The organism is Lujinxingia sediminis, assembly GCF_004005565.1.
Taxonomy (GTDB): domain Bacteria; phylum Myxococcota_A; class Bradymonadia; order Bradymonadales; family Bradymonadaceae; genus Lujinxingia; species Lujinxingia sediminis.
This window is the reverse complement of the sequence record NZ_SADD01000001.1, coordinates 229,802-254,014: the sequence shown is the minus strand read 5'-3', so window position 1 is coordinate 254,014 and position 24,213 is coordinate 229,802. Positions and strand designations below refer to the sequence as shown.

The following is a 24,213-nucleotide window of genomic DNA, read 5'->3' as shown; positions in this document are numbered from 1 at the left end:
GGCATCGGTGAGATAACAGGGGGACGGGGCTCCGCCAGGGAGCCCACCACAGGGGAAGGCATGAGCCACCAGGGTCGAGAGGTGCGCCGCGCGCTCAGCGAGCGGCTCTCAGAGGTCATCGCAGAGTTCGCTGCAAGCCTGCCAGAGCACGATATCGCCGAGGAACTCAACCGCCTGGGTGGCGATCTTCGCGTGCGTACCGCCTCCCCCGACGAGCTCCCCGGTGCACATTGGTTGCCAGGTGAGGTGACCCCGGCGGTGCTGGAGGTGGAGATCGACAACCTGGCGCGATTCGAGCGGATCTGGCGGGGTGTACTCGCCGAAAGCCGCCTCTGCGTACGCGTTCCCCCGGGCGAGGCGCGCACTCCGGGCATCCTGCGGCTGCACGGACCTCGTACCCGAGGTGCGAATACGCGTGGCACGCTGACCTTAAAGGTTCGCCGCGCTCGCCATGAGTCCGGTGAGCTTCTGCTTGAGGTGGAACGTCCGGGTTTGGCCACGCGGCTGCGCGGCGAGGAGCTTCGGCGCATGCTGGGAGCGGCCAGCAACGAGAACACGGTGGTGGCGATGCCCGAGTCCCCACCGCCGCTCTCCTCGCTGCCGCATCGCTACGACGTCGACCTGAGCTCGCAGCCCTTCGCCTCGGTGCTGCGTACCCACCTCGATGATCCGAGTCCGGGCTATCTACAGGTGGTTCAGCCCCGGGGCGTCACGACATTTTTGCTGGCTGAACGCGCGGTCTGGGAGGTCTGGCAGGCCCCCCACCCCGAGTCGATCGCGCTCTCCACGCTCCTGCTCCGCGGAGGCCAGCTCGATACCGAGCAACTCGCCCGCGCCACCGCGCGCGCCACCTCGAAGTCCTGCTCGCTGGAGCAGGCGCTGCTGGAGCTCAAACTCCTCTCAGCGCGCCACCTCGCGCTGACCCGTCGCGCGCGTATCCTCTACGTGCTCGACCCTGGCGGAGCGCGATGGCAGCGTGGCCAGGCCCGTTTCTACGCGCTGGAGACGTCTCCCGCTCTCGACTCCTCGACGCGCGTGGAGCTGGGCACCCACCTCTTCGGGCGCACCCTCAAGGCGTTTCTGGCGTTGCCCGAACAGGAACTCCGCAGTCGCATCAGCCAGCCGGGTGCTGGCCCCTTTATCCTACGCGAGCAGCCCGGGCTGGGACGTCGGCAGCTTGCCGCCTCGCCACAGATTACCCCGGTGGTGCAAGCCCTGCTCGACGGCCCCTGCAGAACCACACGCCTTCTCGAACTGGATCTTCCTGAATCCACCGTCGCCGCAGCGTTGCTCACGCTGCATCATTTCGATCTTCTGCACGCGCTCGCTCCGCCCCATCGCCAGGCCGCCTCCGGGGACGAGGCCTTTGAGGATCCCGGTCTCGATGCACTGCGCCGCCTCGATGCGCGCATCGAGAGCGACGATCATTTCGCGTTCCTCGACCTTCACTGGTCGGCCTACTCGGCGCTTATTCAACGCGCCTACCTCAGCCTGCGCGAGCAGATCCTCACCCCCGAGTTCTCGGCCGACCTTCTCCCCCTCAAAGCGCGCATCCTGGCTCGTCTGGACCTGGCCCACGCCGAGCTCGCCAACCCGCAGCGACGCGCCGACTATCGCGATACGCTCATCGACGCGTGCACGCGCGAGACCTCCCTCGCAACCTTCCGCTCCGAGCTTCAGAGCGCCCAACACCAGGGCCACCTCACCCGCGCGCTCGACCTGGCACAACGCATCCTGGAACTTGCCCCGGACTGCGCCTCCACCCGCGCGCTGGCCTGCACGCTGCGCGCAGCTCAGGTCCAGCAGCGAACGTCGATCGCTCACCATCGGAAGGACTGACACATCCCGAGCGTTAGACTTCTATAAACCGCCCGCAGCGCTCGTGATGACGCGTTCCTTTCCTCTGACGCCAAACAAGGGCACTATGTCGCCTCTACGCCCCTGCAGCCCGAGTACGATGCCTTGAGCGAAGCACCTGACATTGCCGACGACAAATTGATGCGACGCCTGCTCTGGCAGAGCCTTGGCATCATGATCGTGATGTTCGCCACAGCCGCCCTGCTGGGCTACTGGCTGCGCGACCCTATCACCGAGATGGCTACCAGCTTTGTGCAGGTGCTCGGTCCGCTGGGGATATTCCTGGGCGTACTGGCCGCTGACGCCATCAGCTTTCCGATCCCCGCCTCCACCTACCTCTTCGCAGGCGTCGCCGCTGACGCCGCTGTGATCCCGGTGCTCATCGCCACCAGCCTGGCCAGCCTGATGGGCGGTGCACTCGCCTATGTCGTCGGCCCCCTGGTGGCCCGCGTTCCCTTTCTGGATCGCCGCCTGGAGCTCTTCCGCCCGCGCGGCGAAGCCCTCTTTAAGCGCTGGGGCGCCTGGGCCGTCGGTATCGCCGCCGTCACCCCGATGCCCTTCTCAGTGGTCTGCTGGCTGGCGGGCATCTACCGCATGCCCTTTAAGCGCTTCTTCACCGCCACACTGGTACGCGTTCCCCGGGTGTGCGTCTACTACGCCCTCTTCGCCTTCGGCTGGGCCAGCGCCGCGGCCTGAAGCACCTCGCAGAGGCCCGCCTTAAGTGGGCTTCACCTCTGCATGCACGGCGCCCTACACTCCCCCCCTTAGGGTTCTCAGATTAGCGTTCTCAGACCTGAGCCGCTCTAGAAACGCGGCCGCTTCGAGGGGCGAAGCGCCTCCTCATCAAGCTCACCACAGCGCGGGATCAACGCGGTGCAGGCCTCGGCCAGCCGCTCCAGCCCCTCCCGCCGGATGCGGAAGCTGCGCTCATCCATATAAAGATCGCGACGAATCTCGATCTGAATGGCGTGCACTCCCTGCTGAGGTTGTCCGTAGTGCCGGGTGATCCAGCCGCCCTTATACGGCTCATTGGAGCGCACGCTGAATCCCTTCTCGCGAAAATGCTCCTCGACCAACCACCGCAGCGTCGTATCGCAGGACAGTCCCTCCACATCACCCGGTACGATCTCCGCTCGCCGACGCCCCGGATCATCGTGCCCCTTACGTCCCATCGAGGGCATGGAGTGACCATCGAGCAGGATGCAATAGCCAAACTGGCTTTTGACTCGCTCGATCTCCTCACGCAACGTCTGGTGGTAAGGATGGTAGAAGGCGTTAAGCCGGCGTTTAAACGCCGCCTTGCTCATCGGCCCGGCCATCACCGGCGTGCGCGCGGTGGTTGTGCGCCAGACCACCCCCCGATCCTGATAGTACCCGGGGCGCAGGATGCGCTTACCGCCTTCGACCGTCTCCGGGGAAATGTCGTCCTCGGCGCGGTTCAGATCCACCACGTAACGCGACACATTGGAGGCGACCAGCGTCGCCCCCAGCTCGGTGGTCTTTGCCCAGATCTGGTCCACATAAAGATCCAGATCGCGGCGCAACACGCGCTCGCCAATGACCATCTCCTCGTGCACATCATCGGGGATCCACTCCCCGGCGTGCGGCACGTCGACGACCACCGGGACGCGTTGCTCCTCCGGACGTTCGACTCTCATGATACCTGGTTCGCTCATGCTCCCTCTCGGGTGGACTGCCTCGACCATATGCAGGCAAGTATCACGTCCCAACGATTTCCTCCAGATCTTGTTCGCGTGCCTTTGCAACTCGCTCGTAGCGTTTCTGGAACTGCGTGGTGGCGAACGTCACAAAGTCGTCCATGGAAAGTCCGAAGGGCAGCTCATCATAGGCCGCAAACATCTCATCGATCATACCCAGCGCCAGCGGGAGGAGGTGATTCATACGCCGATCAATCGCCTCCCAGACCTCGTCGCCATGCTCGGCCACAAGCCTGCTCAAGAGGTAGACGCCGTAGGCCAGGTGGCGTGACTCATCCTGCTTGAGCTTTCCGACGACCTCGCGCATCGCCGGCATCACATCGTTGGCCTCTAACATCTGGAAGTAGGCGTGGTAGCCCGTCTCCGCCAACACGCCTTCGACGATGAGGTTATAGGTTACAGACGCCTCCGCCTGGGCCACCGGCGAAGGATCCTTTCGAAGACGTCCCAGCGCGCCGGGTAGCTCCTGGTAGAAGATCGCCTGATACGAAGGCCCGTGAAAACGCGTGAGGTCGCTGGAATCCCGCGCCACCTCATCAAGGAAACGCCGAAACACCTCCACATGCTTGGCTTCTTCCCAGAGAAAGGAGGTTAAATACATTTCCTCCTCCAGCCTCCCCTCTTCGGCCACCACACCGATCAGCGGCAGAAGGTCGAGGGTCACCGACTCCTCCCCACCTAGAAAGAGCGAGCTTAAGTGCAGGAGCACCTCGCGCTGCTCCGGGGTAAAGGACTCCCAATCGGCGCGATCTTTTGAAAAATCAAAGCTCTGCGGATCCCAGATACCGAACTTCTTGGCCTTCTGAAAAAGACGCATCGGAAAGCTCTCAAAGTCGAGCCCGCCAACACCGGTGGACTTAAACACACGGGCCTGACCAGCGCTTGCGATTGTCATTGCTCGCTCCTCGGGCAAAGAGTTCGGTAGGGGCGCGTCCATGCCGCGCACCCATTCTGAGGGTCAGTGTGTGGGGAAGTGTAGGCCCGATAACACGCGCGGAGCAAGGACTTCTGCGAAAAAAGATGCCCCCGGACACCTCAGACGCCGCTGACCATCCTGAGCGCAACATCGAGTTCATCAAGCACCAGCGAATCCTCTTCGCGCGCCAGCGCGGCCCGAAGCGCCTCAGCGGCCCGCTCGCCACCCAGACGCCCGAGCGCCCAGGCGATATGCCCGCGCACCACAGCGTCGTCTTCGCGCTCCAGATAGCGGGTCAGCGCCGGCACATCGTCGACCGATCCGGTGTTGCCAACCACGACCGCCGCATTTCGCTTAAGCCCCCCGAGCTTCGCTCGTTTCATGGGCGAACGCCGAAACGTCTCAACGTAGCGAGGATGATCGAAGCCCAGAAGCTCCAGGGGACTGAGCGCGCGATAGGCCTCCCGGGGCGCAAAGTTCTGGTCCTCACTCAGCGGCGCACGCCGATTCCAGGGGCAGACCGTCTGGCAGATATCGCACCCGAAAAGATGATTGCCGATCAGGGGACGAAGGCGGCGGGGAATCGGCCCACGAAGTTCAATGGTCAGATACGAGATGCAGCGACGCGCATCAATGACCTGCGGTGCGATGATCGCCCCGGTGGGGCAGGCGTCGATGCAGCGGGTACAACGCCCGCAACGGTCGGCGGCGGGCTCGGCCGGCTCCCCCAGGTCCAGCGCTACGAGCACCTCCGAGATGATTGTAAAGCTCCCCAGCCCCTGACGGATCAGCAGCGCGTTTTTGCCCACCCATCCCAGCCCGGCCATCCGCGCCAGATCACGCTCAAGCAAGGGGGCCGAATCCACCGCGGGGCGAGTTGCAACGTCAACGCCAGTCTCGTTATGCACGAAGGCGGCAAGGGCGCGCATGCGCTCCCACAAAAAGTCGTGATAGTCGTCCCCGTGGGCATAACTCGCCACACGCATGCCCCCCTCAAAGAGGTCGGTGGGCTGGCGGTAGTTGCTCAGGAGCACGATCACCGAACGGGTGCCAGGCTCCAGCACACGCGGGTCCACGCGCAGGGGCTGATGATTCTCCATATAGTGCATCGTGCCGTGGCGCCCCTCACTCAGCCACTCCTGGTATGCGCGCGCCGTCGGCAGGCGCTCGGCCGGCACGATCGCGCAGGCCTCAAAACCCAGGCGCACAGCCTCGGCCTTGATCGCATCACGTAGCGCGCCCCGCTCCTTTGAACCGGGCTCGTCTGGATTGCCCTTCACCATCGTCTCATCGCCCTGCTCTGGCGCTCTGCGCGCCGTTGTTGTGTTGCGAAGCGCTGTGCTATAAGCGCTCGCGCGCAAACCTGATACAAGAGATCGCTGAGCTGATCTCCCTGCAAGGTTCTGGAGTTACCGATGCGGATCTGTCCTAAATGCAACCGTCGCTTTCCCGACAACACGCTCTTTTGTCCGGACGACGGCAAAGCGCTCGTTCACCGCGTCGATGGTCCCACGTCGGCTGGCAGCGCACCACCTGCTTCGGCGCCGATGCGCAGCCCGCATCCCACCGGTCAGCAGCCCAACCATCAGCACGCGGGACGCGCGCCGATGCGCACCAACCCGCCCCTTGATCCGAATAACCTCGTCGGACAGAGCCTTTTTGGTGAATACACCATCACTCGCAAACTGGGTGAAGGGGGCATGGGCGCGGTCTACTTAGCGCGGCAGAACTCCATCGACCAGAAGATCGCCGTCAAAGTCCTTCACGAGCATTCTGCTGAGAGTGATGAGCTGATTCAGCGTTTTCACCGCGAAGCGCGCGTCGTCTCCATGCTCACCCACCCCAACATTATCCGCGTCTTTATCTTCGGACGCACCGATGGGGGGCTGCTCTACCTGGCGATGGAGTACGTCGAGGGTCAGAGCCTGCGCGACCGCATGGGCTCCCAGCCGATGGAGGAGATCCAGGCCATCAAGCTGATGAAGCAGCTCTGCAGCGGCCTCTCCGAAGCCCACGATCTGGGCATCATTCACCGCGATCTCAAGCCGGATAACGTGCTTCTGACCGACTTCCGCGGAGAGTCGAACTTCGTCAAGATCCTCGACTTCGGCATCGCCAAAATCAACGAGGTTGAAGGCGGCCCCGAGCAGCAAAAGCTCACCCAGGCCGGCATCGTCTACGGAACTCCGGAGTACCTCTCCCCGGAGCAGGCTCAGGCCATGGAGCTCGACCACCGCACCGACCTCTACAGCCTGGGTGTGATGCTCTACGAGCTGATCACCGGCAAGGTCCCCTTCACCGGGTCCACCCCGGTGCAGATCCTCACCGCTCACGTCTTCAACGAGGTGCCCCCGCTGGCCACGGTAGCGCCGGGACCGGTAGCGCCGACCATGCAGCGCATCATCATGAAGGCGCTGGCCAAGGACCCCAACGATCGTTTCGAAGACGCCATGGAGATGTTCGAGGCGCTGGTGGCCCGCGAGCAGGAGATCATCCGAGAGCGCGGGCTCAGCGGGCGTGCGGCCTACGTTCCCGGGATGGAACTCACCGGGATGTACCGCGCCGTCGACTTAAGCCAGGGGGCACCCGCTCACACACCGGCCAGCGTCGCAGAGGCCGAGAGCGCGCCTACCCTGGCGATGGCCGCGCCGATGCCCGGTGCCGGATCCGCAAGTGCCGGAGGAGGCATTGCAGCAGCCGCCGCACAGCCCGGCAAAACCAACGACTCCACCCGTACGATCATCACCATCGTCATTGGCCTGGCCTCCTTCATCTTCCTGGTGCTTGTGGCCATCATCGGCTACCTGCTCACCCGCTAAAAGCGCCAGCCCTAACCCGAAGGCGCCGCGCGCGCTCGACCACCGACCGGGGGATCATCCCGTGCTCTTTCGACTCGACAACGTCCAGAAGGACTACAGGGGCTTCGCCGCGCTCAAAGGCATCAGTTTTGAGCTGGAGTCCAACGCGGTGGGGCTTCTCGGCCCTAACGGGGCAGGCAAGTCCACGCTCATCAAGGCGCTCCTGGGCCTCATCCCCATCAACGGCGGCAGCGCCGAGGTGCTGGGGATGCGCCTTCCTCACGACGCCCGTGCCATCCGCCGCGCGGTGGGCTACATGCCCGAAAACGACTGCTATTTGCCCTACATGACCGCCGTTGATTACGTCAGCTTCAACGGCCAGCTCTGCGGGCTCCCCAAAAGCGAGGCGTTTCGGCGCGCCCACGAAGTCCTCTATTACGTGGGGCTTGGCGAGGCCCGCTACCGCCAGCTCGGCGGCTTCTCCACCGGCATGAAGCAGCGCGCCAAGCTCGCCCAGGCGCTCGTGCACGGCCCCAGGCTGCTCTTTCTCGATGAGCCCACCAACGGCCTCGACCCCAAAGGCCGCGACGAGATGCTGGAGCTAATCGAAGATGTGCGCGAGCGCGATGTGCGCGTGGTGCTCTCCACCCATCTTCTTCCGGATGTCGAAAAGATCTGCGACAGCGTGGTCATGCTCAACCAGGGCGCGCTGGTGCACGTGGGCTCGCTGGCCGAGCTGCAGAAGAGCGACGACCCGGTCATCGAAGTGGGCACCCGCGATGAGAACGAGCGTTTTGCACAACTTCTCACCGAGGCGGGCTTCTCGGTTGAGCAGGCCGGCATGCACCTCAAAGTGCGCCTGAGCAGCGCGCAGAGTGCCGATGAGCTGGTGCGTCTGGCCGTGGAACATAAAGTGCAACTACGTCACTTTTTGCCCCAGCGCCTCACCCTGGAGACGGCCTTTCTGGCGCTCCTCGATCAAGAAAACTCCCGGGCACGTACGGAGCTCGGTGCGTAACACACCTTTCCTCATCGGTTCTTACCTATGTCGATCCGCGATCAGCAGTATACCCGCTACGAAGGCCCCATCGTTGAGCGTTTTGCCTGGTGGACCATCGCCTGGATCTCGCTGCGCACCTACTGGCGTTTCTGGCGCACCAAACTGGTGGTGCTGGGAAGTTGGCTTGTGCCGCTGATCTTCGGCGTGCTCATCGTCGGCGAATACGCGATGCGCTCGCAGCTCGGTCAGATGGGCGCGGCGGAGGCCCCGGGACGCGGGCCGGTGGTGATCTTTTTGCAGTTCGAGGTCTTCGCCCTGGCTTTGGTCTATGTGGCCAACGGCTGCGGGATCATCAGCGACGATCTCCGCCACCGCACCGTGCAGCTCTACTTCTCCAAGCCTATCAGCCGTTTTGACTACGCGTTTGGAAAATTCCTCTGCCTCTTCCTGCTGGGGGCGCTGACCACAATCGCGCCGGCGATCCTCTTGAGCGCGCTGCGTGTCGCCTTCTTTGCCTCCACCGAATACGCCGGCCAGGTCGCCGCGCTGCACGCCGTGGGCGTACTGATGTCGGCAGGACTTGTGGCTGTCATGAGCGCGATGGTGGTGGGATTGAGCAGCCTGACCAACCGCACCGGTTACGCGGTACTCGGGTGGCTGGGCGCGATCATTGTACCGCTGATTCTGCACGCGATCTTCGGAACGGTCAGCGGCGGACACGCCGCAGCCGCGCTCTTCAGCCTCACCGGCAACCTGACGCTTCTGGGCCAGGCCTTGCTGGCCGGCGGACCGGAGTTCCCGGAGACGGTGCCGATGTGGGCCCCCTTTATCGTGACGCTGGGGCTGGGTGGTGCGGGCATTGCCGCGCTCGGCCGCCGCGTCAGCCGCCTGGAGGGCATCGCCTGATGGTCTTCTCTCGTAACGCAACTTCTCTTTCTGCTCGCTTTGCGACGAGGCGCTGATGTCCAGCCCCGCTCCAACTTCTGACGCCCCGACCGCTGCCGCCTCAACAGGCGCAGCCAACTCGGAGGTCACCCGCGTGGGTCGCGGTGATGTGGTCATCGCTGCGCGCAAACTCTCGTACTGGTACGGCCAGGTCATCGGCGTAAACGACATCTCCATTGACATCGGCCAGGGCGTGGTGGGCCTTCTGGGGCCCAACGGTGCCGGCAAGTCCACCCTGCTCAAATGCCTCACCGGCCAACTTCGACCGGCCACAGGCATGACGACCATCGGAGGGCAGCGCGTCTGGAACAACGCCGCAGCCTTCGCAAAACTGGGCTTTGTACCCGAGCAAGACGCCTTCTACGAAGAGATGAGCGGGCGCGCCTTTGTCACCCACCTCACGCGCCTGCAGGGCTTCTCGAAGAGCGACGCGGCCACGCTTGCCGAAGAGGCCATCGCCACAGTGAGTTTGACGGAACAGGCCCACCGGCCCATTCGCGAGTACTCCAAGGGAATGCGCCAGCGCATCAAGATCGCCCAGGCGCTCGCGCACCGTCCGCAGGTCCTCTTTTTTGATGAGCCGCTGACCGGCACCGACCCGGTCGGCCGTCGCACCATCATCGACCTGATCCGCAGGCTCGGCGATGAAGGACGAACCGTCGTCGTCTCCAGCCACATTCTGCACGAAGTCGAGGCCATGACCTCCGATATTGTGCTCATCAACCGCGGTCGTGTGCTCGCCGATGGCAACATCTACCGCATTCGCGAGATGATCGACGAGCACCCGCACCGCATCTATGTGGAGTGCGAGTCGCCCCGCAAACTCGCCAGCCTCTTGAGCGCGTTTGAAGACACCCTGGAGTTGAGCTTCACCGAGCGCGGCTTCTTCGTCTCCACCTCCGAGCCCGATCTGGCCTACAGCCGCATCGCTTCACTCTCGGTGGAACATCGGCTGACGCTTCACGCGCTGACCTCCTCCGACAACGACCTCTCGGCGGTCTTCCGCTACCTGGTCTCCTGAGCCACCGTCTCTCTGCTCCCGACGAGCCTGCCATGAGCACAACTTCTCTTCCGGCCCGCAACTTCGGCGTGGTGCGCCAGGCCACAAGCCTCTTTGCGCTGGATTTTGGTCGACAGCTTCGCGCCCGAAAGACCTTTGTGCTGCTCGCGGTCCAACTGCTCCCGGTGTTCGTCGCCCTGGCCTATGTGGCCTTCGGTGAGCTCGACGGGATGACGATGTTCCGCAACAGCCTGGAGTCGGTGTATCTGCCCTTTCTCGTGCCCCTGGCCGCGCTCTACTTCGGGGGGCCTTCGGTGGTCGATGAGATTGAGGGGCGCACCATCACCTACCTGACCCTGCGACCGATTCCGCGCGCGATTCTGTATCTCTCCAAACTCAAAAGCGCGATGCTCAGCGCCACGCTGGTGAGCACACTCCCCATCGCCCTGCTCTTTGCGATTTGCGCCGGGAGCTCCGGGGAGCTTGGCTCGGAGCTCGGGACGCTGGGCCAGATGCTGGGCGCGGCGGCGGTGGGGGCTCTCACCTACACCGCGCTCTTTGCCATGCTGGCGGTGATCTTCTCATCGAGCCTGCTGCTGGGCATCATCTACTATGTCGTGGTGGAGATGATGGTGGCGGCCATTCCGGTGATGGAGCTCGCCAGCGTGAAGTTCCATGTCCGCACCATCGCCGGCCTTCAGGGCGCCGACCGCGCGGGCTGGCTCGACAAGCTCATCCTCGATGAGCCCCTGAATTTTGAATGGTGGTTCGGGCTCCTGGTGGCCGGACTCATCACGGTGCTGGCCACGGCCGCGGCCACCGCGATCTTCCGCGAGAAACAGTTTCACGTCTGAGGGCTTGTTTCGGACTCAACCGGACTCCCCAAAGGCTTTGACCCGGGGCCAGGCGTGCACGCCAAAGCTCAGTGCCGCAATGGCCTGCAGCCCCCAACCTTCCAGACGCAGACCCGCCACGGCCAGAACCACCCCCAGGTTGAGCGCGATGAGGGCCACAAGCATCGCGCGCTCGCTTCCGCGCTCGGTACGCGCGCCGAAGGTCGGCAAAATCCAGTACGCCACGCCCATCACAAGCTGCACCGTCCAGCCAAAAAGCAGCGTGTGATGGTGGATGCGTAAGAGCTCCGTGCTCCCCAGGCCGGCCAGGGGCAAGATCGTCGGGCCCTTATTGGCGAGCAGCAACGCGCCGGCGCTCAACCCCACCACCAGATGCAAAATCGCCAGGCGCAACGCATGTATCGAGAGCGGTGCCATCAGCCCTCCCCGGCGCGCGCTTGTTTCTTGCGCCGCGCCCGCTCGGCTTTGGGGTCTTTGATCCGCGGCCAGATCGCGGCGGCAAAGGCCAGCCCGCCGGCCCACTGAGCGATGGCCGAGACGACCAGCATGCCCCCCAGAATCCCGGCCTCATCCGCCCCTTGCATCGCCTGCATCGGTTCGGCAACGGCGCGCAGCACAAGCCCCAGATTGAGCCCCAGAAGGCTCGTCCACCCGAGCCACTCGGGTCCGCGAGGCTGCTCTTTGCTCCATTTAGGAAAGAGCCAGAGCGCCACGCCGACGATGCACTGGGTGATCCACCCCACCATAAAAAGATGCAGGTAGGTCGGCCGCAAGAGCGCCGTCCACGCCCCTCCCGCCAGGGCCAGCCCCACCGCAAAAAGCATCGCCAACACAAAGTACAGAAGCCCCAGCTTCAGAAAGATTCGGCTCACGACCGGCATTCAGCACGCCTCTAAAAGAGAACAATTCACCAACAACATCAACATGATACACCCAAATCAAACAAACCAGGGCCGCGCAACCACCGTCGCCAGAACGACAATGATGATGACAAGCCCCCCGGTGATACGCCCCTGCCATGCGGCGAGTTTGCGATAGCGGGTGGCCTGCTCCAGCGAGACGTTTTGGGAGGCGCGCGGCCCAACAACAAAGTCGTGTGTCAGGCTCAAGAGCATCATCAGCGTGACCAGCCCGAGCTTCAGGCTGAGCACCCTGGTATGCGGCGCCTGGAAGAAGGAGAGATCGACGAGGTTAGCCCAGCGCGCCCCCCAGAAGTACATCATGAAGGCTCCGCTGAGCACCAACCACCCCAGGCTGGCCCAGCCCACGCGCTGAAAGCGCTGGCCGATGGCCGAGGTCACATGCCTGCGCAGCTTCGGCTCGAGCGTGCGGGCCACCGGAATGGCCACCAGCGCCATAAAGAGCACCCCGCCCACCCAGATCGTGGCGGCAATAACGTGGGTGGCGACGGCGACTTTGTAGACGATCTCCATCCGCGCCTCCTCAGCCCGGCCGCCCGTCAACACGGGGGCGCGTGAGCACCGGCAGATAGACCACCGCATACATCAAAAACGCAACCGCCCAGAGCGTGGCCGAGACGCTCACCAGGCCCACGTAATAACCGGGCCATACGCCCGCGAGCAGCGCCGGACCAAGCATGGGCAAAAACGTGCGTCCGAGCGCAGCGATGCCGATCAGCGCGAAGGCCCAGCCCATGCAGGCGTGGGCTTTGAGCGGGCGTCCGGTATGCCCCAGGGACACACGCGCCATCATCCCCAGGGTGAGCATGCCCACCGCCCCCACGGTGATGGCGTGGGTGGCCATCGCCGAGGAGACCTGGGGCCAGAGGTAGGCGGCCGCGCGCAGCACAAAGCCCAGGCCGATCCAGGCGTGGCCGGCATGCAGCACCCAGAGCAGCGGTGTCCTGAGCGTGGCGCGTGTGCCCCAACCGACCATCCGGGCAAGCACAGCCACACCGGCCAGCGCCGAGCTTCCAATGGCGACCCAGCGCAAACCGTGCGCATCGAGTCCCAGCGCCAGCTGGCTGAGGATGCTCAGGCCTACGAGCACGCTCAGGACCTTCTCCAGCCAGGCCGGCTTGTGCACGGCGACCCCTGTGGCGTTGCGGGTGAACATCGGAATGACACGTCCGCCGACGACCAGCATCATCACCACAACAAGATCGAGGGCCGCCAGAAGCCACAGACGCTCTCCGGAAACAGGCGCACCGAGCGAAGCGAGGTGCATCAGGAGGTTCATGATAAAAAGCACGCCCAGCATCGCGATAAAGGCGTAGTTGCGACGATTCTTCGTGGCCAGCAGCGGCCGCCCGATCGCCACGGCCACCGCCGGGATGAAGCTCAGATCAAGGAGCGCTCCGACGATCCCCGGCTCCCAAACCCCGCTCATCGCCAGACGACCGGCCCCCCAGAGCGCCACCAGCCCCATCAGCCACGGCCCCTGCGCGGTGACGCCTTTGGTCCAGTTTTGCACTGCGGTGAGCAGAAATCCGGCGATCACCGCCATCGCAAAGCCAAAGACCATCTCGTGGCCATGCCAGCTCAGCACCGACCAACCGGTCTCCACGCGCAGCCCCCGCGCGAAGATCGTCGCCCACCAGGGCACCGCAACCACCGCAAAGATCGCCGCCGCCAGAAAGAAGGGGCGAAACCCGCAGGCCCATAGCGCGTGGGGAGCGTCGGCGGAGTCAGCCGACCTGGCTGCTCCGGGCGATAGAAGATCGATCTGCACCATACTCACCTCGGTACCCTCATGGTCGGGCCATTAACGCACATTTTGCGCAAACTACACTCTCATATCCTCCTGGTCGCAAGTTCTGTACCGACGCCCCCTTTCGTTTCCTGATGGTATCGCTGCCCTCACTCGCAACGCCGTAAATCGCCGGCGTCCGCCCCCTATTCGGGCATCGTTCTTCGGCAACCCACCATCCCGATGGCTCAACGATGAGCGTCACCCGTGGGAACGAGCCGACATGAACGCGCAATACCTGCGCAAAACACTGACCAAACGCAACTCCTGCACACTGAGAAGCCGCCGTACGCGCGTTTCAAAGCGCATACCGGTGCAACGTGAGAAAAAAGCCGCACTTGTAACATGGCGTAAAGCTCAGATTCTGTGCGCCCTTTAACCAAATGGTCAGCTTTACCGCACCTGAACTCTCGGCCGGTGGCACGGCTCTGGCACAACGACGATGCGAACCCATCGCTCCCCCCCGACAGGAGCACTGGCGAAGGGCCTCGCCAGCATACGTCAGGCCCCCGGCGCCTATCGACGGCGTCATCGATCGCGAGGAGGTAGGCCATGACCACGCATGTCTTCGATGCCCTTTCGCCCCGGCGACTCGCCCTGCTGGCGACGCTGCTTCTGACCGCCATCGCCTTTAGCGGCTGTATCCTCGAGGAGACCGACGGCCGCACGAATACCCCCGGCTCGATGCTCAAGCAGGGTGCCCGCAAGCAGGCGCCCACTGAACAGGTCGCCTTCACGCTGGAAGCCCACATTACGGGCTACAAAGGCGTCGGTGGTGCCATCGATGGCACGATCAACCCTGAGCTCAAGGTCAAAGCAGGCAGCGAGGTCACCATCACGCTCATCAACAAGGAGGCGATGGCCCACGACATCGGCCTGGAGAACGCCAGCACCAAAAGCGACGCCATCATGAAGGTCGATGAGACGACCACCTTCACCTTCGTCGCCGCGGCCAGCGACACCTACTACTGCACCATCCCCGGCCATCGCCAGGCGGGCATGGTGGGCAAGCTCACCGTCGAAGGCTCGGCAGCCGCCCCCGAGATGGTAGCGACGGCCAATGCTCCGACGATGGCGCACCACAGCGGCGGCCCGCCCGCAGGCTTCGGCGCCGCCCTCAAACCGGCCAAACGCGTCAGCATCGACGAGGTGGGCTGGGACGCCTCCGACATCCCCGCTCCGCTGACCCGCACGCGCCCCGAGAAGGTCGAGTTTGTCATTGAGACCGAAGAGGTCATCGCCGAGATCGAAGACGGCACCACCTTCGAGTTGTGGACCTACAACGGCAAAGTTCCCGGACCGATGTTGCGGGTGATGGAAGGCGACGATGTGGTCATCCACCTCGATAATCACGAGACGAGCTTGATGCCGCACTCCATCGACTTCCACGCGGCCACCGGCCCGGGCGGCGGCGCGGTCTACCTGCAGGTCCCTCCCGGGGAGCGTCGCTCGCTGCAGTTCAAAGCGCTCAAAGCCGGCATCTACGTCTACCACTGTGCCACCCCGCACATCCCCACGCATATGGCGCGCGGCATGTACGGACTCATCCTGGTCGAACCCCCGGGAGGCCTCCCCGAAGTCGACCACGAGTACTACGTCGTCCAGGGCGAGTACTACACCAACGCTCGCCCCGGCACTGACGGCCATATGGAGGAAGATGGTGAGCGCCTGCTCGACGAGCTCCCCACCTACGTGCTTCTCAACGGGCGAGTGGGCTCGATCACCGGCGACCGCGCGATGAAGGCGGAAGTTGGCGACACCCTGCGCATCTTCTTCGGGGTGGGTGGTCCTAACCTCCACAGCGCCTTCCACGTCATTGGCGAGATCTTCGACCGGGTCTACCCCGAGGGCGCCCTGCTCAACGAGCCGCTGCTCAACGTGCAGACCACCTCGGTACCTCCGGGCGGCGCAACGATGGTGGAGTTTGAGGTCGACTACCCGGGCAGCTACCTGCTCGTCGACCACGCCCTGAGCCGCCTCGACAAAGGTGCCGTCGGCATCCTGGAGGTCAGCGGTGAAGCGGACGAGAGCATCTTCAAAGGCCTCGACGGGCTGGCACCCGCCGCTCACTGACCCTCCTGCCTCCCGGGCCGCTCGCGGCCCGGGAGGCAAAGCATCGAATCTTCCCCCTCCATGAGCTCCGCCATGACCTGGCACCCCACGCCACACCGACCTCTCCGCCCTACCCGCCGCGCCGGAGGCTCCCATGACCGCCGAACGTCTCCCCGACACCATCGCCCCGACACATGACCCGGCGCGCCCCGCTTCCCCCACCCTCTTTACTCGCCAGAACCTCCTCGCCGCTGCGGCCGCGCTGGTCGTTCTCGGTGGCCTGAGCGCCCTCATCTTAAACGGCGCGCTGGTTGCCAGCGACACTGACGAGCTGGCCGCCACCGCCGAGGCCCCCAAAACTCTGCGCGGTATCCACTACAACCCGCCCAGGCTCGCGCCGGCGCTGCACGGCATCGACCACAACGCCAGAGCCTTCTCGCTTAAGCGCCAGCCCCACCCCCTGGCGATGGTCTTCTTTGGCTACGTCAGCTGCCTGGACGTCTGCCCCACCAACCTCAAAAAATTCGAGAAGATCGAGGAGAACCTGGGCGAAGACGCCGACCAGGTGCAGTTTCTCTTTGTGACCATCGACCCCGAAAAAGAGACGCCCGAAGAGCTCCGCGCCTACCTGGGACACTATCATGGTGAGATCGTCGGCCTGACCGCCCGCCCGGGCGAAGACATGCAGCCGACCTACGACAACTGGGGCGTAGTGCGCCGCCGCGTCGAGCTCGAAAAACCCATCGCCGGCCGCGACTACACATGGGATCACAGCGGGCAGATCTACCTGGTGATGGACGGCCAGCGCATTGCCGTGAGTTACCCCTACGGCACCTCGGTCGAGGCCATGACCGAAGATGTGCGCTCGCTTCTCAAAGACCCCACGCTTGGCCAGCGTTTGCCCGAAGTCGGCGAGGTCCGCGACGTCTCGATTGAGGCCGGCTCGTATACCCGTGCGGCCCAGCAAAACCCCACGCTTCCCTCCTACCTGCGCGTCAACGTGGGCGACGCCATCCGCTGGAAAAACGACGACTACATGTACCACTTCGTCGGCGACATCGCGCTGGCTCCGGGTCAATCGGCGCTGCAGAAGTTCGACGAACCGGGTGATTTCTACTTTGGTTGCACCGCGGTGCCACAGGAGGTGATCCGAATCCGGGTCTTCGAGTAAGGTGGCGAGGTGATGTGTGAAGGATTCCTCTCACCGCTTGATGGAGATCTGTGATGACCTCGTACCTTTCGCGCCTCTGCCCCGGAGCGCTGACCTTACTTCTGACCGGCGCGCTGGCCTGCTCAGGCCCCTCGACCATGGAGAAAGCGGAGGCCTCGGTGGTCGACGACTCCGCCGGCGCCCTTGTGGCCGACAACGATGAACTCGCCGTCGAAGACGGCGCCACCGAAGAGCCCGCTGTGACCGAGCACCACAAACACCACGAGCACCATTCGCACGAGCATGCCCACCCCTCTCAAGGGCATCATGACCACGCCTTTAAAAACCCCGAAGATTACGTCGACCGCTGGAACAGCCCCGAGCGCGACCTCTGGCAACGTCCCGCCGCTGTGGTCGAAGCCATGCAGATCGAGCCGGGCATGAGCGTGGCCGACATCGGCGCGGGCACCGGCTACTTCATCCCGCATCTTGTCGGCCAGGTGGGCCCCGAGGGGCTCGTCTACGCCGTCGACATGGAAGACGCGATGCTGCGCTACATCGACGACGAAGCCCGGGCCCGCGGCTGGGTCAACGTGGAGACGGTCCAGGCCCGCGCCGATGCCTCGGGGCTTGAGCCCGGGTCGGTCGACCGCATCTTAAGCGTCAACACCTGGCACCACATCCCCGAGCGCGAAGCCTACGCCCGCCATCTCACCTCGCGGCTTCGCCCGGGTGGCTCGGTATGGATCGTCGACTACGATAAAGACTCCCCCCAGGGGCCTCCCGCCCAACATCGTATGACCCCTGAGCAGATCATCGCCGAGCTTGAAGCTGGCGGGTTCGAGGCGGAACTTCACGAGCTCACGCTCGAGCGACAGTTTCTGGTCGTGGGTCGTCTTCCCCGGTGATTCTAGCCGGGGCTGGCCGACCGCTTCAGTGCAGGTGCTGCCGCCCCTCCGAATCTTCGGATGGGTTCGGCCACACCGCCGCGATCGAGCCATGCAACCCTCCTCGTATCTTTTCGATGAGCCCGGGCGCAATAAACTCCTGGAGCACCCCGAAGACCGCGCGCGTCACCCTGAGCGGATCGACCTTCTCGCTGCCGGGCCCGTGCTCCAGCCCCTGACGCACATGGTCGAGAAAGCCCTCCAGGCTGCGATCGTTCACCGGCACCCGGGAGGGTTGCCACCCGTTAAAAAACGCACCACGAACAATCAGGGGAAGCTGCGCACTAAGGTGCGCACTCTGCTCGATCGTCAGCTGATCACGAAGCGAACAGAGCGTCGCCTCCAGCGCGCGGTAGGTCTGAGCGCGGTCCTCAAAACGCAGCTCGTCTTCCAGCGCGCTGAGCCAGATATGCAGCGTATTGATCGCGCGATCGAGATTTGTAAGGCCGGTCGTCGTCATCGTCATCCTCCGAGGTTAAGTGGTCCGTTGCTCTCACCCCAAAAATACGGCGCAAACGCCCGCCACCAAACACGTACCACCAGCGCACACCGCCCGCGACGCATGCACTCACAGACCACCGGCGAGTGGAAGCGCTCTATCGCGGCTCGCGCAGCCGCGTGTCTGCCCTCTCGCCAATCGGCGCCTGACACTCCGTGGTAAAGCCGCCCTGCCCCACCGGAAGCAGACACGCAGTCCGACCACGTATGGCCCCGAGCCACACCATGAACGAAGCCCCCCGTACCCGTGTGACAGCCGTGTAACAGACCCACTCCGGCGGCGCGCCCTCCCTTGCGTTTGCCTCACCATCTGCTAAGTGTTTCTGCCCAGCACCCCCGCGCCGCAAACCCCGCGGCTCACACGCCTCTTCTGGCCCCCGCGCCACACCCTCGGAGTTGCTGTCATGGCAAAGGAACAGACCATCCCTGTCGTCGACCTTCGCGATTACACCCACGGTGACGAAGCCACCCGCCAGGCTTTCGTCCAGAAAATCGGTGATGCCCTCAAAGAGCTGGGCTTCGTGGCCGTTGAAGGCCACGGCGTCGACACCGACCTCCTCTACGAAAATTACGACCTTTTCGAGCAGTTCTTCGCCCTCGACGAAGACACCAAGCGCCGCTACGAGTCCCCCGAGACCGGCCGCCAGCGCGGCTACACCTCCTTTGGGGTCGAGCACGCTAAAAACAACGAGAAGGCTGACCTCAAAGAGTTCTGGCACCTGGGCCGCGATCTTCCCGCCGACCACGCCATGGCCGAGCGCATCCAGAAAAACGTCTGGCCCGAAGATGTCCCAAAACTTCGCGAAAAGGCTCAGGAGCTCTACCAGGCCATGGAGAACTCCGCCCAGACCATGCTCAAAGCCATCTCGCTTTACCTGGGTCAGGAAGAGAGCTTCCTCCCGGACATGATCCAGGACGGCAACTCCATCATCCGCGTCATTCACTACCCGGTCTGCGACGGTTTTGATGAGCCCGGCACCATGCGCGCCGCCGAGCACGAAGACATCAACCTGATTACTCTGCTTCCCGAAGCCACCCAGTCCGGTCTGGAGCTTCTGGAGCGCGACGGCACCTGGCGCCCCATCCACGCCATCAAAGGTCAGATGATCGTCGACTCCGGCGACATGCTCGCCCGCATCACCAACAACAAGCTCCCCTCCACCACCCACCGCGTGGTCAACCCCGAGGGCGACGCCACCAGCCGCTACTCCATGCCCTTCTTTGTGCACCCCCACCCCGACTACGTGCTCGAAGTCCTCGACACCTGCCTCGAAGAGGGCGAGGAGCCGGCCAGCGAGCCCATCACCGCCGAAGAGTTCCTCTTTGAGCGCCTCCGTGAGATCGGGCTGAAGTAAGAAGACGCCCCCTCGATGCGGGGCCCCTCACCGAAGGCCGCGAGTTCGCTCGCGGCCTTTTTGTTTGCTCTCCCCACCATTGCCCCCGGAGCGCCTCGCCTGTACCCGCATCACGCATACGCGCCCGGGCTTGACGCTCGCGCCTTTGTCCTCTTACTACGCTGTGAGTAGAAATTGATGTCGATGGCTGCGAGGTTGAGAGCTTCTCGGGCAAGGCGCGAAACGCAGGCGATGCTTTAGCATCGTCGAGGCTTTGCAACGCTGCCCGAGGTGCTCTCAACGCAGCAGACACGGCGTCAATGATAGCTCACAGCGTAACATCTGGCCCGCGCTACGATAGCCGAACGTCGTCCCGGGTTGATATGACCCCCACGACGATAGACAACCTCTCCCCACACCGGGGCTCTGTACCTGCCCCTTTTTGGAGTGCCATTATGCAGCGTTTCCTCATTCTCCTCTTCGCCCTGGCCGCGCTCCTCATTGCGCCTGCCTGCGACGGGTGCGGCTCCAAAACAGGAGCCATCCCCGCGACTGCCGGGGAGCGCATCACCCAGCTCTCCGAGCAGCTCCCCTTGAGCACCGACGCCCTCATCATCGCCCCCAAACTCAATGAGACCCGCGAGGCCTTCGACATCGTCATGCGCCGCACCGAAGCCTTCAACCCGGCGGTGCGCATGATCGAATCGCAGATTCAACGCGAGTGGGGCATCAAGCTCAACGACCCGGAAAGCTGGAAGCGTGCCGGCATCGCCCCCGACGGCTCCCTGATGGTCGCCATGGTCGTCAACCGACCCGTGCTGCTGACCTACGTCGCCGACAAGCAGGCTTTTGAGAGCGTCCTTATCGAACGCCTCCGCAACACCTTCGAGATCACCGAGCCGGTGCGGAACGAGAAGATGGGCAACTCCTCCCTTAAGATCAGCGGCAAATCCGGCGGGCTGGAGCTGGCCTGGTTCTACGAAAACAACATCGCCTTTGTGGCGCTGCCGGCCTTCGACGTCATTGAGGCTCTCGAAGAAGGTACGGCGCTGGCCATCGCCAACCAGATCCAGACCACGTCGGCCGAGAAATCGCTCGGAAAGAGCGCGCCCTTTATCGCCTTTCGCGACAACCTGGCCAAAGACCTTCCCCTGAGCGTCTACGTCGATCCGGACCGCTATCTGGCCCGCATGGAGATGAATCCGAACCCCAGCCCCACCCCGGTCGACCAGCTCATCAAGCAGGTCGCGCTCTTCTCCCAGAACAACGCCGAAGGCGCGGGCGTGGGCCTGCTGACCACCGACACCCGTATTCAGCTCAAAGCGTACGCCGGCGGCGATGAGGAACTCGTCAAAAAGGCCCGCGAGGCTTATCTGAGCCAGATGGAGGCCGACTGGGCAAACCTGCTCACCAAAAACACCATGCTCGGCATCCGCACCAGCTTCGATCTGCCCAAAGCCTACCAGGCCTTCCTCGACGGGCTCCCCGAAGAGAACAGCCGGGCCATCCGCCGCAACCTCGTGGAGTTGGGCCGCAACTACAACCTCAACCTCGAAGACGACGTGATCGCCGCGATGAGCGGCCACTCTCTGGTGGCCTTCTACGGCGTCGCTGCCAGTAAGCTGATGGGTGCCCTTGGCAAAGGAACCGCGATCCAGCAGACGCTCAGCGTGATCTCGGCCAGCGGTCTGCTCATCTCCGCCGACTTCAGCGAGCAACGCAAACTCGAAGCCCTCGTCGACAGCCTGGGCCAGTTCGCCACAGGCTTCGCCGAGCTCCGCCCGCTCAACTACAAAGGACAGCCCGTCGAAGACGCCCGCGTGCTCGTGCCGGCCAACCTCAATGCGATGCCCGCGCGCCTCTTCCAGCGCGGCGACAACCTCACCCTTGCCGCCGCCGGCATGGGCGAAGACGCCGTCTACGAATACTTAAGCGGCAAGCGTGACGAGCCCGCCCTCAAAGACGTCGAAGGCCTCGACCTGGGCGCGCGTTTCGCCTCCGAGAAGAACCTCAACGGCCTCTACTTCAACTTCGAGCGCCTTCGCGAGAACTTCGGCTCGGTGCCCATGATCGGAAGCGTCATCAGCACCCTCAACCCCCTCCAGGAACTGCTGATCGAAGTCGCCGTCGAAGACGAAGGCCTCTTCGCCACCGCCTCCCTCGACTTCGTCGCCCCACTGCCCGAGCCGGGCACCCCCGCTGACACCCCCGCCGAGTAGTCATGAACCTCGTCGTACACAACCTCACTCGCCGCTTTCTCTTCGACGAGCGTGAGGTCACCGCCCTCGACGCCATCACGTTGACGATCGAGGGCGGTGAGTTTGTGGCCATCGTCGGGCGCTCCGGAAGCGGAAAGACGACCCTGCTCAACGCCATCGGCGGACTGGATACCGACTACCAGGGCAGCGTCACCCTGGGCGGCCCCGACGCCCCGGCCCTGCACACCCTCTCCGAGCGTGAGCTCGCCGCAACCCGCCAGCGGCACCTGGGCTACGTCTTTCAGCAATTCAACCTGCTCAATCACCTCAGCGCGGTCGAAAACATCGCGCTGCCCTCCTTCTTCGGAGGCGGCCTCTCGGCCTCCCAGGCGCAGCAGCGCGCCCTCGATCTCCTTGAGAGCGTCGGCCTCACCCACCTCGCCAGCGCGCGCCCCCCACAACTCTCCGGCGGCCAGAAACAGCGCGTGGCCATCGCGCGCGCCCTCTTCGCAAAGCCCGACATTCTGCTCTGCGACGAACCCACCGGAAGCCTCGACCGCGACACCGGCCTTCAGATCCTTGAGATCTTCGAGCGCCTTAACCGCGAGCAGGGCATCACCGTGATCCTGGTCACACACGAGCACCATGTGGCCGCCCGCGCCCACCGCCGGGTGGTCCTCGACCAGGGCAAACTCATCGAAGACGTCTTCCAGACCCCGCTCACCCCCGAGGTCGCGTGAGCTCCTCAGCCTCCCCAGCCTCTTCTTCGTCCCGAAGTCGCCTGATGGCCCTGGTCACCCAGAGCCTTCGCCGCAACCGTGCCCACTTCGCCCTCTCCGGGCTGGGTGTGGCCGTGGGCATCGCCACCCTCTTCTTCTTCACCGCCCTGGGCGAAGGCGTACGCACGCAGATCCTGGAGCGCGTCTTTGTGATCGGGCAGCTTGAGGTCGTCGACCCGGCCGCCGAAGGCCCCTCCCTGGGCGGCCTCTTCGGCTCGGGCGGCGGCCTCGATGACCGGCTGGTACGCCGCGTCGCCGAACTCGAGGAGGTCGAGGCGGTCTTCCCCAAACAAAAACTCACCTTTCCGGCCAGCGCCCGCGGCGGCGGCTCCCTCCTCGGTCGCGATCTCACCATCGAGTTCATCGCCGACGGCATCCCCCAGAACCTTGTCGACGAGACCATCCCCGACCCGCTGGGCTTTATCGACCACGCCGCCCCGGCCTCCTGCCAGGCAAACGCCCCCTGCCCCACAGGCTTTCAATGCGCAGAAGGGGTCTGTGAGCCGACATCATGCACCCCGGGCGACGACGTGAGCAAGAGCTGCGGGGCCCAGGCCTACTGCCACGCCCAACGTCGCACCTGCGCCTGGCCCATCCCGGTCATTGCCCACCCCAACCTCATTGAGCTCTTCAACGGAAGCCTGCGCACCGCGCTCAAAGGCAGTCAGGGCATCGGTGGCCAGCTCCCGCGCCTCTCCGAAGCGATGCTCGTCGGCCTGGAGTTCGATCTGGTCCTCGGCCAGAGCTTTCTCGGCCGCAATGAGCGCGCCGCTCGCCAGACCGAGCGCGCGCGCCTTGTCGGCTTCTCCGAGCGCGCCATGCCCATGGGCGCGACTCTCCCCTTGAGCGTCGTGCAACGCCTCAACCGCCGCTACTCCGGCGATCAGAGCGCCGACACCTACCACTCCCTGCTCGTCGAGGCCCGCTCCAACGACCAGGTCGCCCCGCTCACTCGCCGCCTTACCGAAGATCTCGGCCTGCAACTCTCCGCTCGTCATCAGCAGGCCGAGCGCATCGGGCTGCTCATCTCGCTGATCACGCTGCTCTTTAACCTCATCGCGCTGATCATCCTGGGCATCTCCGCGCTCAACATCACCCACACCTTCTCGATGATGGTGCTGGAGCGCCGCGCCGAGATTGGACTGATGCGCGCCCTCGGGGCCACTCGCCGCACCATCCACCTCCTGGTGCTCGGTGAGGCCACCGTCGTCGCCCTCCTCGCCGCGGCCTCTGGCCTGCTGCTGGGCTGGCTGGCGGCGTATGGCCTAGACCTTGCGTTTCACTCGCTGGTAGGCGACTTTCCTTTTAAGCCAAACTCCCTCTTTGGCTGGCAGCCCTGGATGGCTGCCCTGGGACTGGCCACTGCTCTTTTATTCTGCTGGCTTGGTGCACTTTTACCCGCGCGCCGCGCCGGAGCCATCTCTCCGGCCGCCGCCCTTACCTCTCGCTGATCGATAC

22 protein-coding genes are annotated in these 24,213 nt (G+C 64.2%); 14 read left to right on the top strand and 8 right to left on the bottom strand.

The genetic code is table 11. The features are described 5' to 3' along the window. Positions 1-60: 60 nt before the first annotated feature. Entirely contained in the window at positions 61-1,839 is a 1,779-nt protein-coding gene (locus EA187_RS01020) for a hypothetical protein (protein WP_127778887.1), read from the top strand. A 123-nt stretch (positions 1,840-1,962) separates the two neighbouring features. Continuing rightward, positions 1,963-2,553 (top strand): YqaA family protein, encoded by a 591-nt coding sequence (locus EA187_RS01015; protein WP_115603352.1) that lies wholly within the window; start codon positions 1,963-1,965, stop codon positions 2,551-2,553. A 107-nt stretch (positions 2,554-2,660) separates the two neighbouring features. Here the strand turns inward: EA187_RS01015 and EA187_RS01010 are convergent, their stop codons facing one another. The 3 genes from EA187_RS01010 to queG form a co-directional block, all read right to left on the bottom strand. Beyond that, positions 2,661-3,515 (bottom strand): N-formylglutamate amidohydrolase, encoded by an 855-nt coding sequence (locus EA187_RS01010; RefSeq protein ID WP_164855882.1) that lies wholly within the window; start codon positions 3,513-3,515, stop codon positions 2,661-2,663. 61 nt (positions 3,516-3,576) lie between these two features. Beyond that, a complete protein-coding gene (locus tag EA187_RS01005; RefSeq protein ID WP_127778885.1) occupies positions 3,577-4,470 on the bottom strand; it encodes a R2-like ligand-binding oxidase in 894 nt (297 codons plus the stop codon). A 140-nt stretch (positions 4,471-4,610) separates the two neighbouring features. Then, positions 4,611-5,771: a tRNA epoxyqueuosine(34) reductase QueG gene (gene queG / locus EA187_RS01000; RefSeq protein ID WP_206524147.1), complete on the bottom strand. Its 1,161-nt coding sequence runs from the start codon at positions 5,769-5,771 to the stop codon at positions 4,611-4,613. 135 nt (positions 5,772-5,906) lie between these two features. Here queG and EA187_RS00995 point away from each other — a divergent pair, with 135 nt between their 5' ends. The 5 genes from EA187_RS00995 (at position 5,907) to EA187_RS00975 (ending at position 11,088) form a co-directional block, all read left to right on the top strand. Then, positions 5,907-7,310 (top strand): serine/threonine protein kinase, encoded by a 1,404-nt coding sequence (locus EA187_RS00995; protein ID WP_127778883.1) that lies wholly within the window; start codon positions 5,907-5,909, stop codon positions 7,308-7,310. 61 nt (positions 7,311-7,371) lie between these two features. Then, a complete protein-coding gene (locus EA187_RS00990; RefSeq protein WP_164855881.1) occupies positions 7,372-8,307 on the top strand; it encodes an ABC transporter ATP-binding protein in 936 nt (311 codons plus the stop codon). Between the two features lie 27 nt (positions 8,308-8,334). Further along, entirely contained in the window at positions 8,335-9,195 is an 861-nt protein-coding gene (locus EA187_RS00985; RefSeq protein ID WP_115603358.1) for an ABC transporter permease, read from the top strand. Positions 9,196-9,250: 55 nt separating this feature from the next. Continuing rightward, entirely contained in the window at positions 9,251-10,255 is a 1,005-nt protein-coding gene (locus EA187_RS00980; RefSeq protein WP_115603359.1) for an ABC transporter ATP-binding protein, read from the top strand. 32 nt (positions 10,256-10,287) lie between these two features. Continuing rightward, positions 10,288-11,088: an ABC transporter permease gene (locus EA187_RS00975; protein ID WP_127778881.1), complete on the top strand. Its 801-nt coding sequence runs from the start codon at positions 10,288-10,290 to the stop codon at positions 11,086-11,088. Between the two features lie 15 nt (positions 11,089-11,103). On the opposite strand, the gene EA187_RS00970 is transcribed toward EA187_RS00975, so the two are convergent. The 4 genes from EA187_RS00970 to EA187_RS00955 are packed head-to-tail and all read right to left on the bottom strand — an operon-like array spanning position 11,104 to position 13,782. Continuing rightward, positions 11,104-11,505, bottom strand: coding sequence for a hypothetical protein (locus tag EA187_RS00970; protein ID WP_127778880.1), 402 nt, complete (start codon positions 11,503-11,505; stop codon positions 11,104-11,106). Further along, positions 11,505-11,969, bottom strand: coding sequence for a hypothetical protein (locus EA187_RS00965; RefSeq protein ID WP_127778879.1), 465 nt, complete (start codon positions 11,967-11,969; stop codon positions 11,505-11,507). Before EA187_RS00965 ends, EA187_RS00970 begins: the two co-directional genes overlap by 1 nt. A 57-nt stretch (positions 11,970-12,026) precedes the next feature. Then, positions 12,027-12,521 (bottom strand): CopD family protein, encoded by a 495-nt coding sequence (locus EA187_RS00960; protein WP_164855880.1) that lies wholly within the window; start codon positions 12,519-12,521, stop codon positions 12,027-12,029. Between the two features lie 10 nt (positions 12,522-12,531). Beyond that, positions 12,532-13,782, bottom strand: a complete 1,251-nt coding sequence (locus EA187_RS00955) for an NnrS family protein (RefSeq protein ID WP_127778878.1) — start codon at positions 13,780-13,782, stop codon at positions 12,532-12,534. Between the two features lie 567 nt (positions 13,783-14,349). Between EA187_RS00955 and nirK the strand changes: the two genes are divergently transcribed. From nirK to EA187_RS00940, 3 genes are all read left to right on the top strand, one after another. After that, the gene (gene nirK / locus EA187_RS00950; RefSeq protein WP_127778877.1) at positions 14,350-15,870 is read left to right on the top strand and encodes a copper-containing nitrite reductase; all 1,521 of its coding nucleotides are present in this window, start codon (positions 14,350-14,352) and stop codon (positions 15,868-15,870) included. Positions 15,871-16,003: 133 nt separating this feature from the next. Next, positions 16,004-17,020 (top strand): SCO family protein, encoded by a 1,017-nt coding sequence (locus EA187_RS00945; RefSeq protein WP_127778876.1) that lies wholly within the window; start codon positions 16,004-16,006, stop codon positions 17,018-17,020. A gap of 53 nt (positions 17,021-17,073) precedes the next feature. Continuing rightward, positions 17,074-17,907: a class I SAM-dependent methyltransferase gene (locus EA187_RS00940; RefSeq protein WP_127778875.1), complete on the top strand. Its 834-nt coding sequence runs from the start codon at positions 17,074-17,076 to the stop codon at positions 17,905-17,907. 25 nt (positions 17,908-17,932) lie between these two features. On the opposite strand, the gene EA187_RS00935 is transcribed toward EA187_RS00940, so the two are convergent. Further along, a complete protein-coding gene (locus EA187_RS00935) occupies positions 17,933-18,406 on the bottom strand; it encodes a DUF2267 domain-containing protein (protein WP_164855879.1) in 474 nt (157 codons plus the stop codon). Positions 18,407-18,848: 442 nt separating this feature from the next. Between EA187_RS00935 and EA187_RS00930 the strand changes: the two genes are divergently transcribed. From EA187_RS00930 to EA187_RS00915, 4 genes are all read left to right on the top strand, one after another. Continuing rightward, positions 18,849-19,799: an isopenicillin N synthase family dioxygenase gene (locus EA187_RS00930; protein ID WP_127778874.1), complete on the top strand. Its 951-nt coding sequence runs from the start codon at positions 18,849-18,851 to the stop codon at positions 19,797-19,799. Between the two features lie 434 nt (positions 19,800-20,233). After that, entirely contained in the window at positions 20,234-21,997 is a 1,764-nt protein-coding gene (locus EA187_RS00925) for a hypothetical protein (protein ID WP_127778873.1), read from the top strand. Between the two features lie 2 nt (positions 21,998-21,999). Beyond that, positions 22,000-22,716 (top strand): ABC transporter ATP-binding protein, encoded by a 717-nt coding sequence (locus EA187_RS00920; protein WP_127778872.1) that lies wholly within the window; start codon positions 22,000-22,002, stop codon positions 22,714-22,716. A gap of 44 nt (positions 22,717-22,760) precedes the next feature. Beyond that, positions 22,761-24,206: an FtsX-like permease family protein gene (locus EA187_RS00915; protein ID WP_127778871.1), complete on the top strand. Its 1,446-nt coding sequence runs from the start codon at positions 22,761-22,763 to the stop codon at positions 24,204-24,206. Positions 24,207-24,213 lie beyond the last annotated feature (7 nt).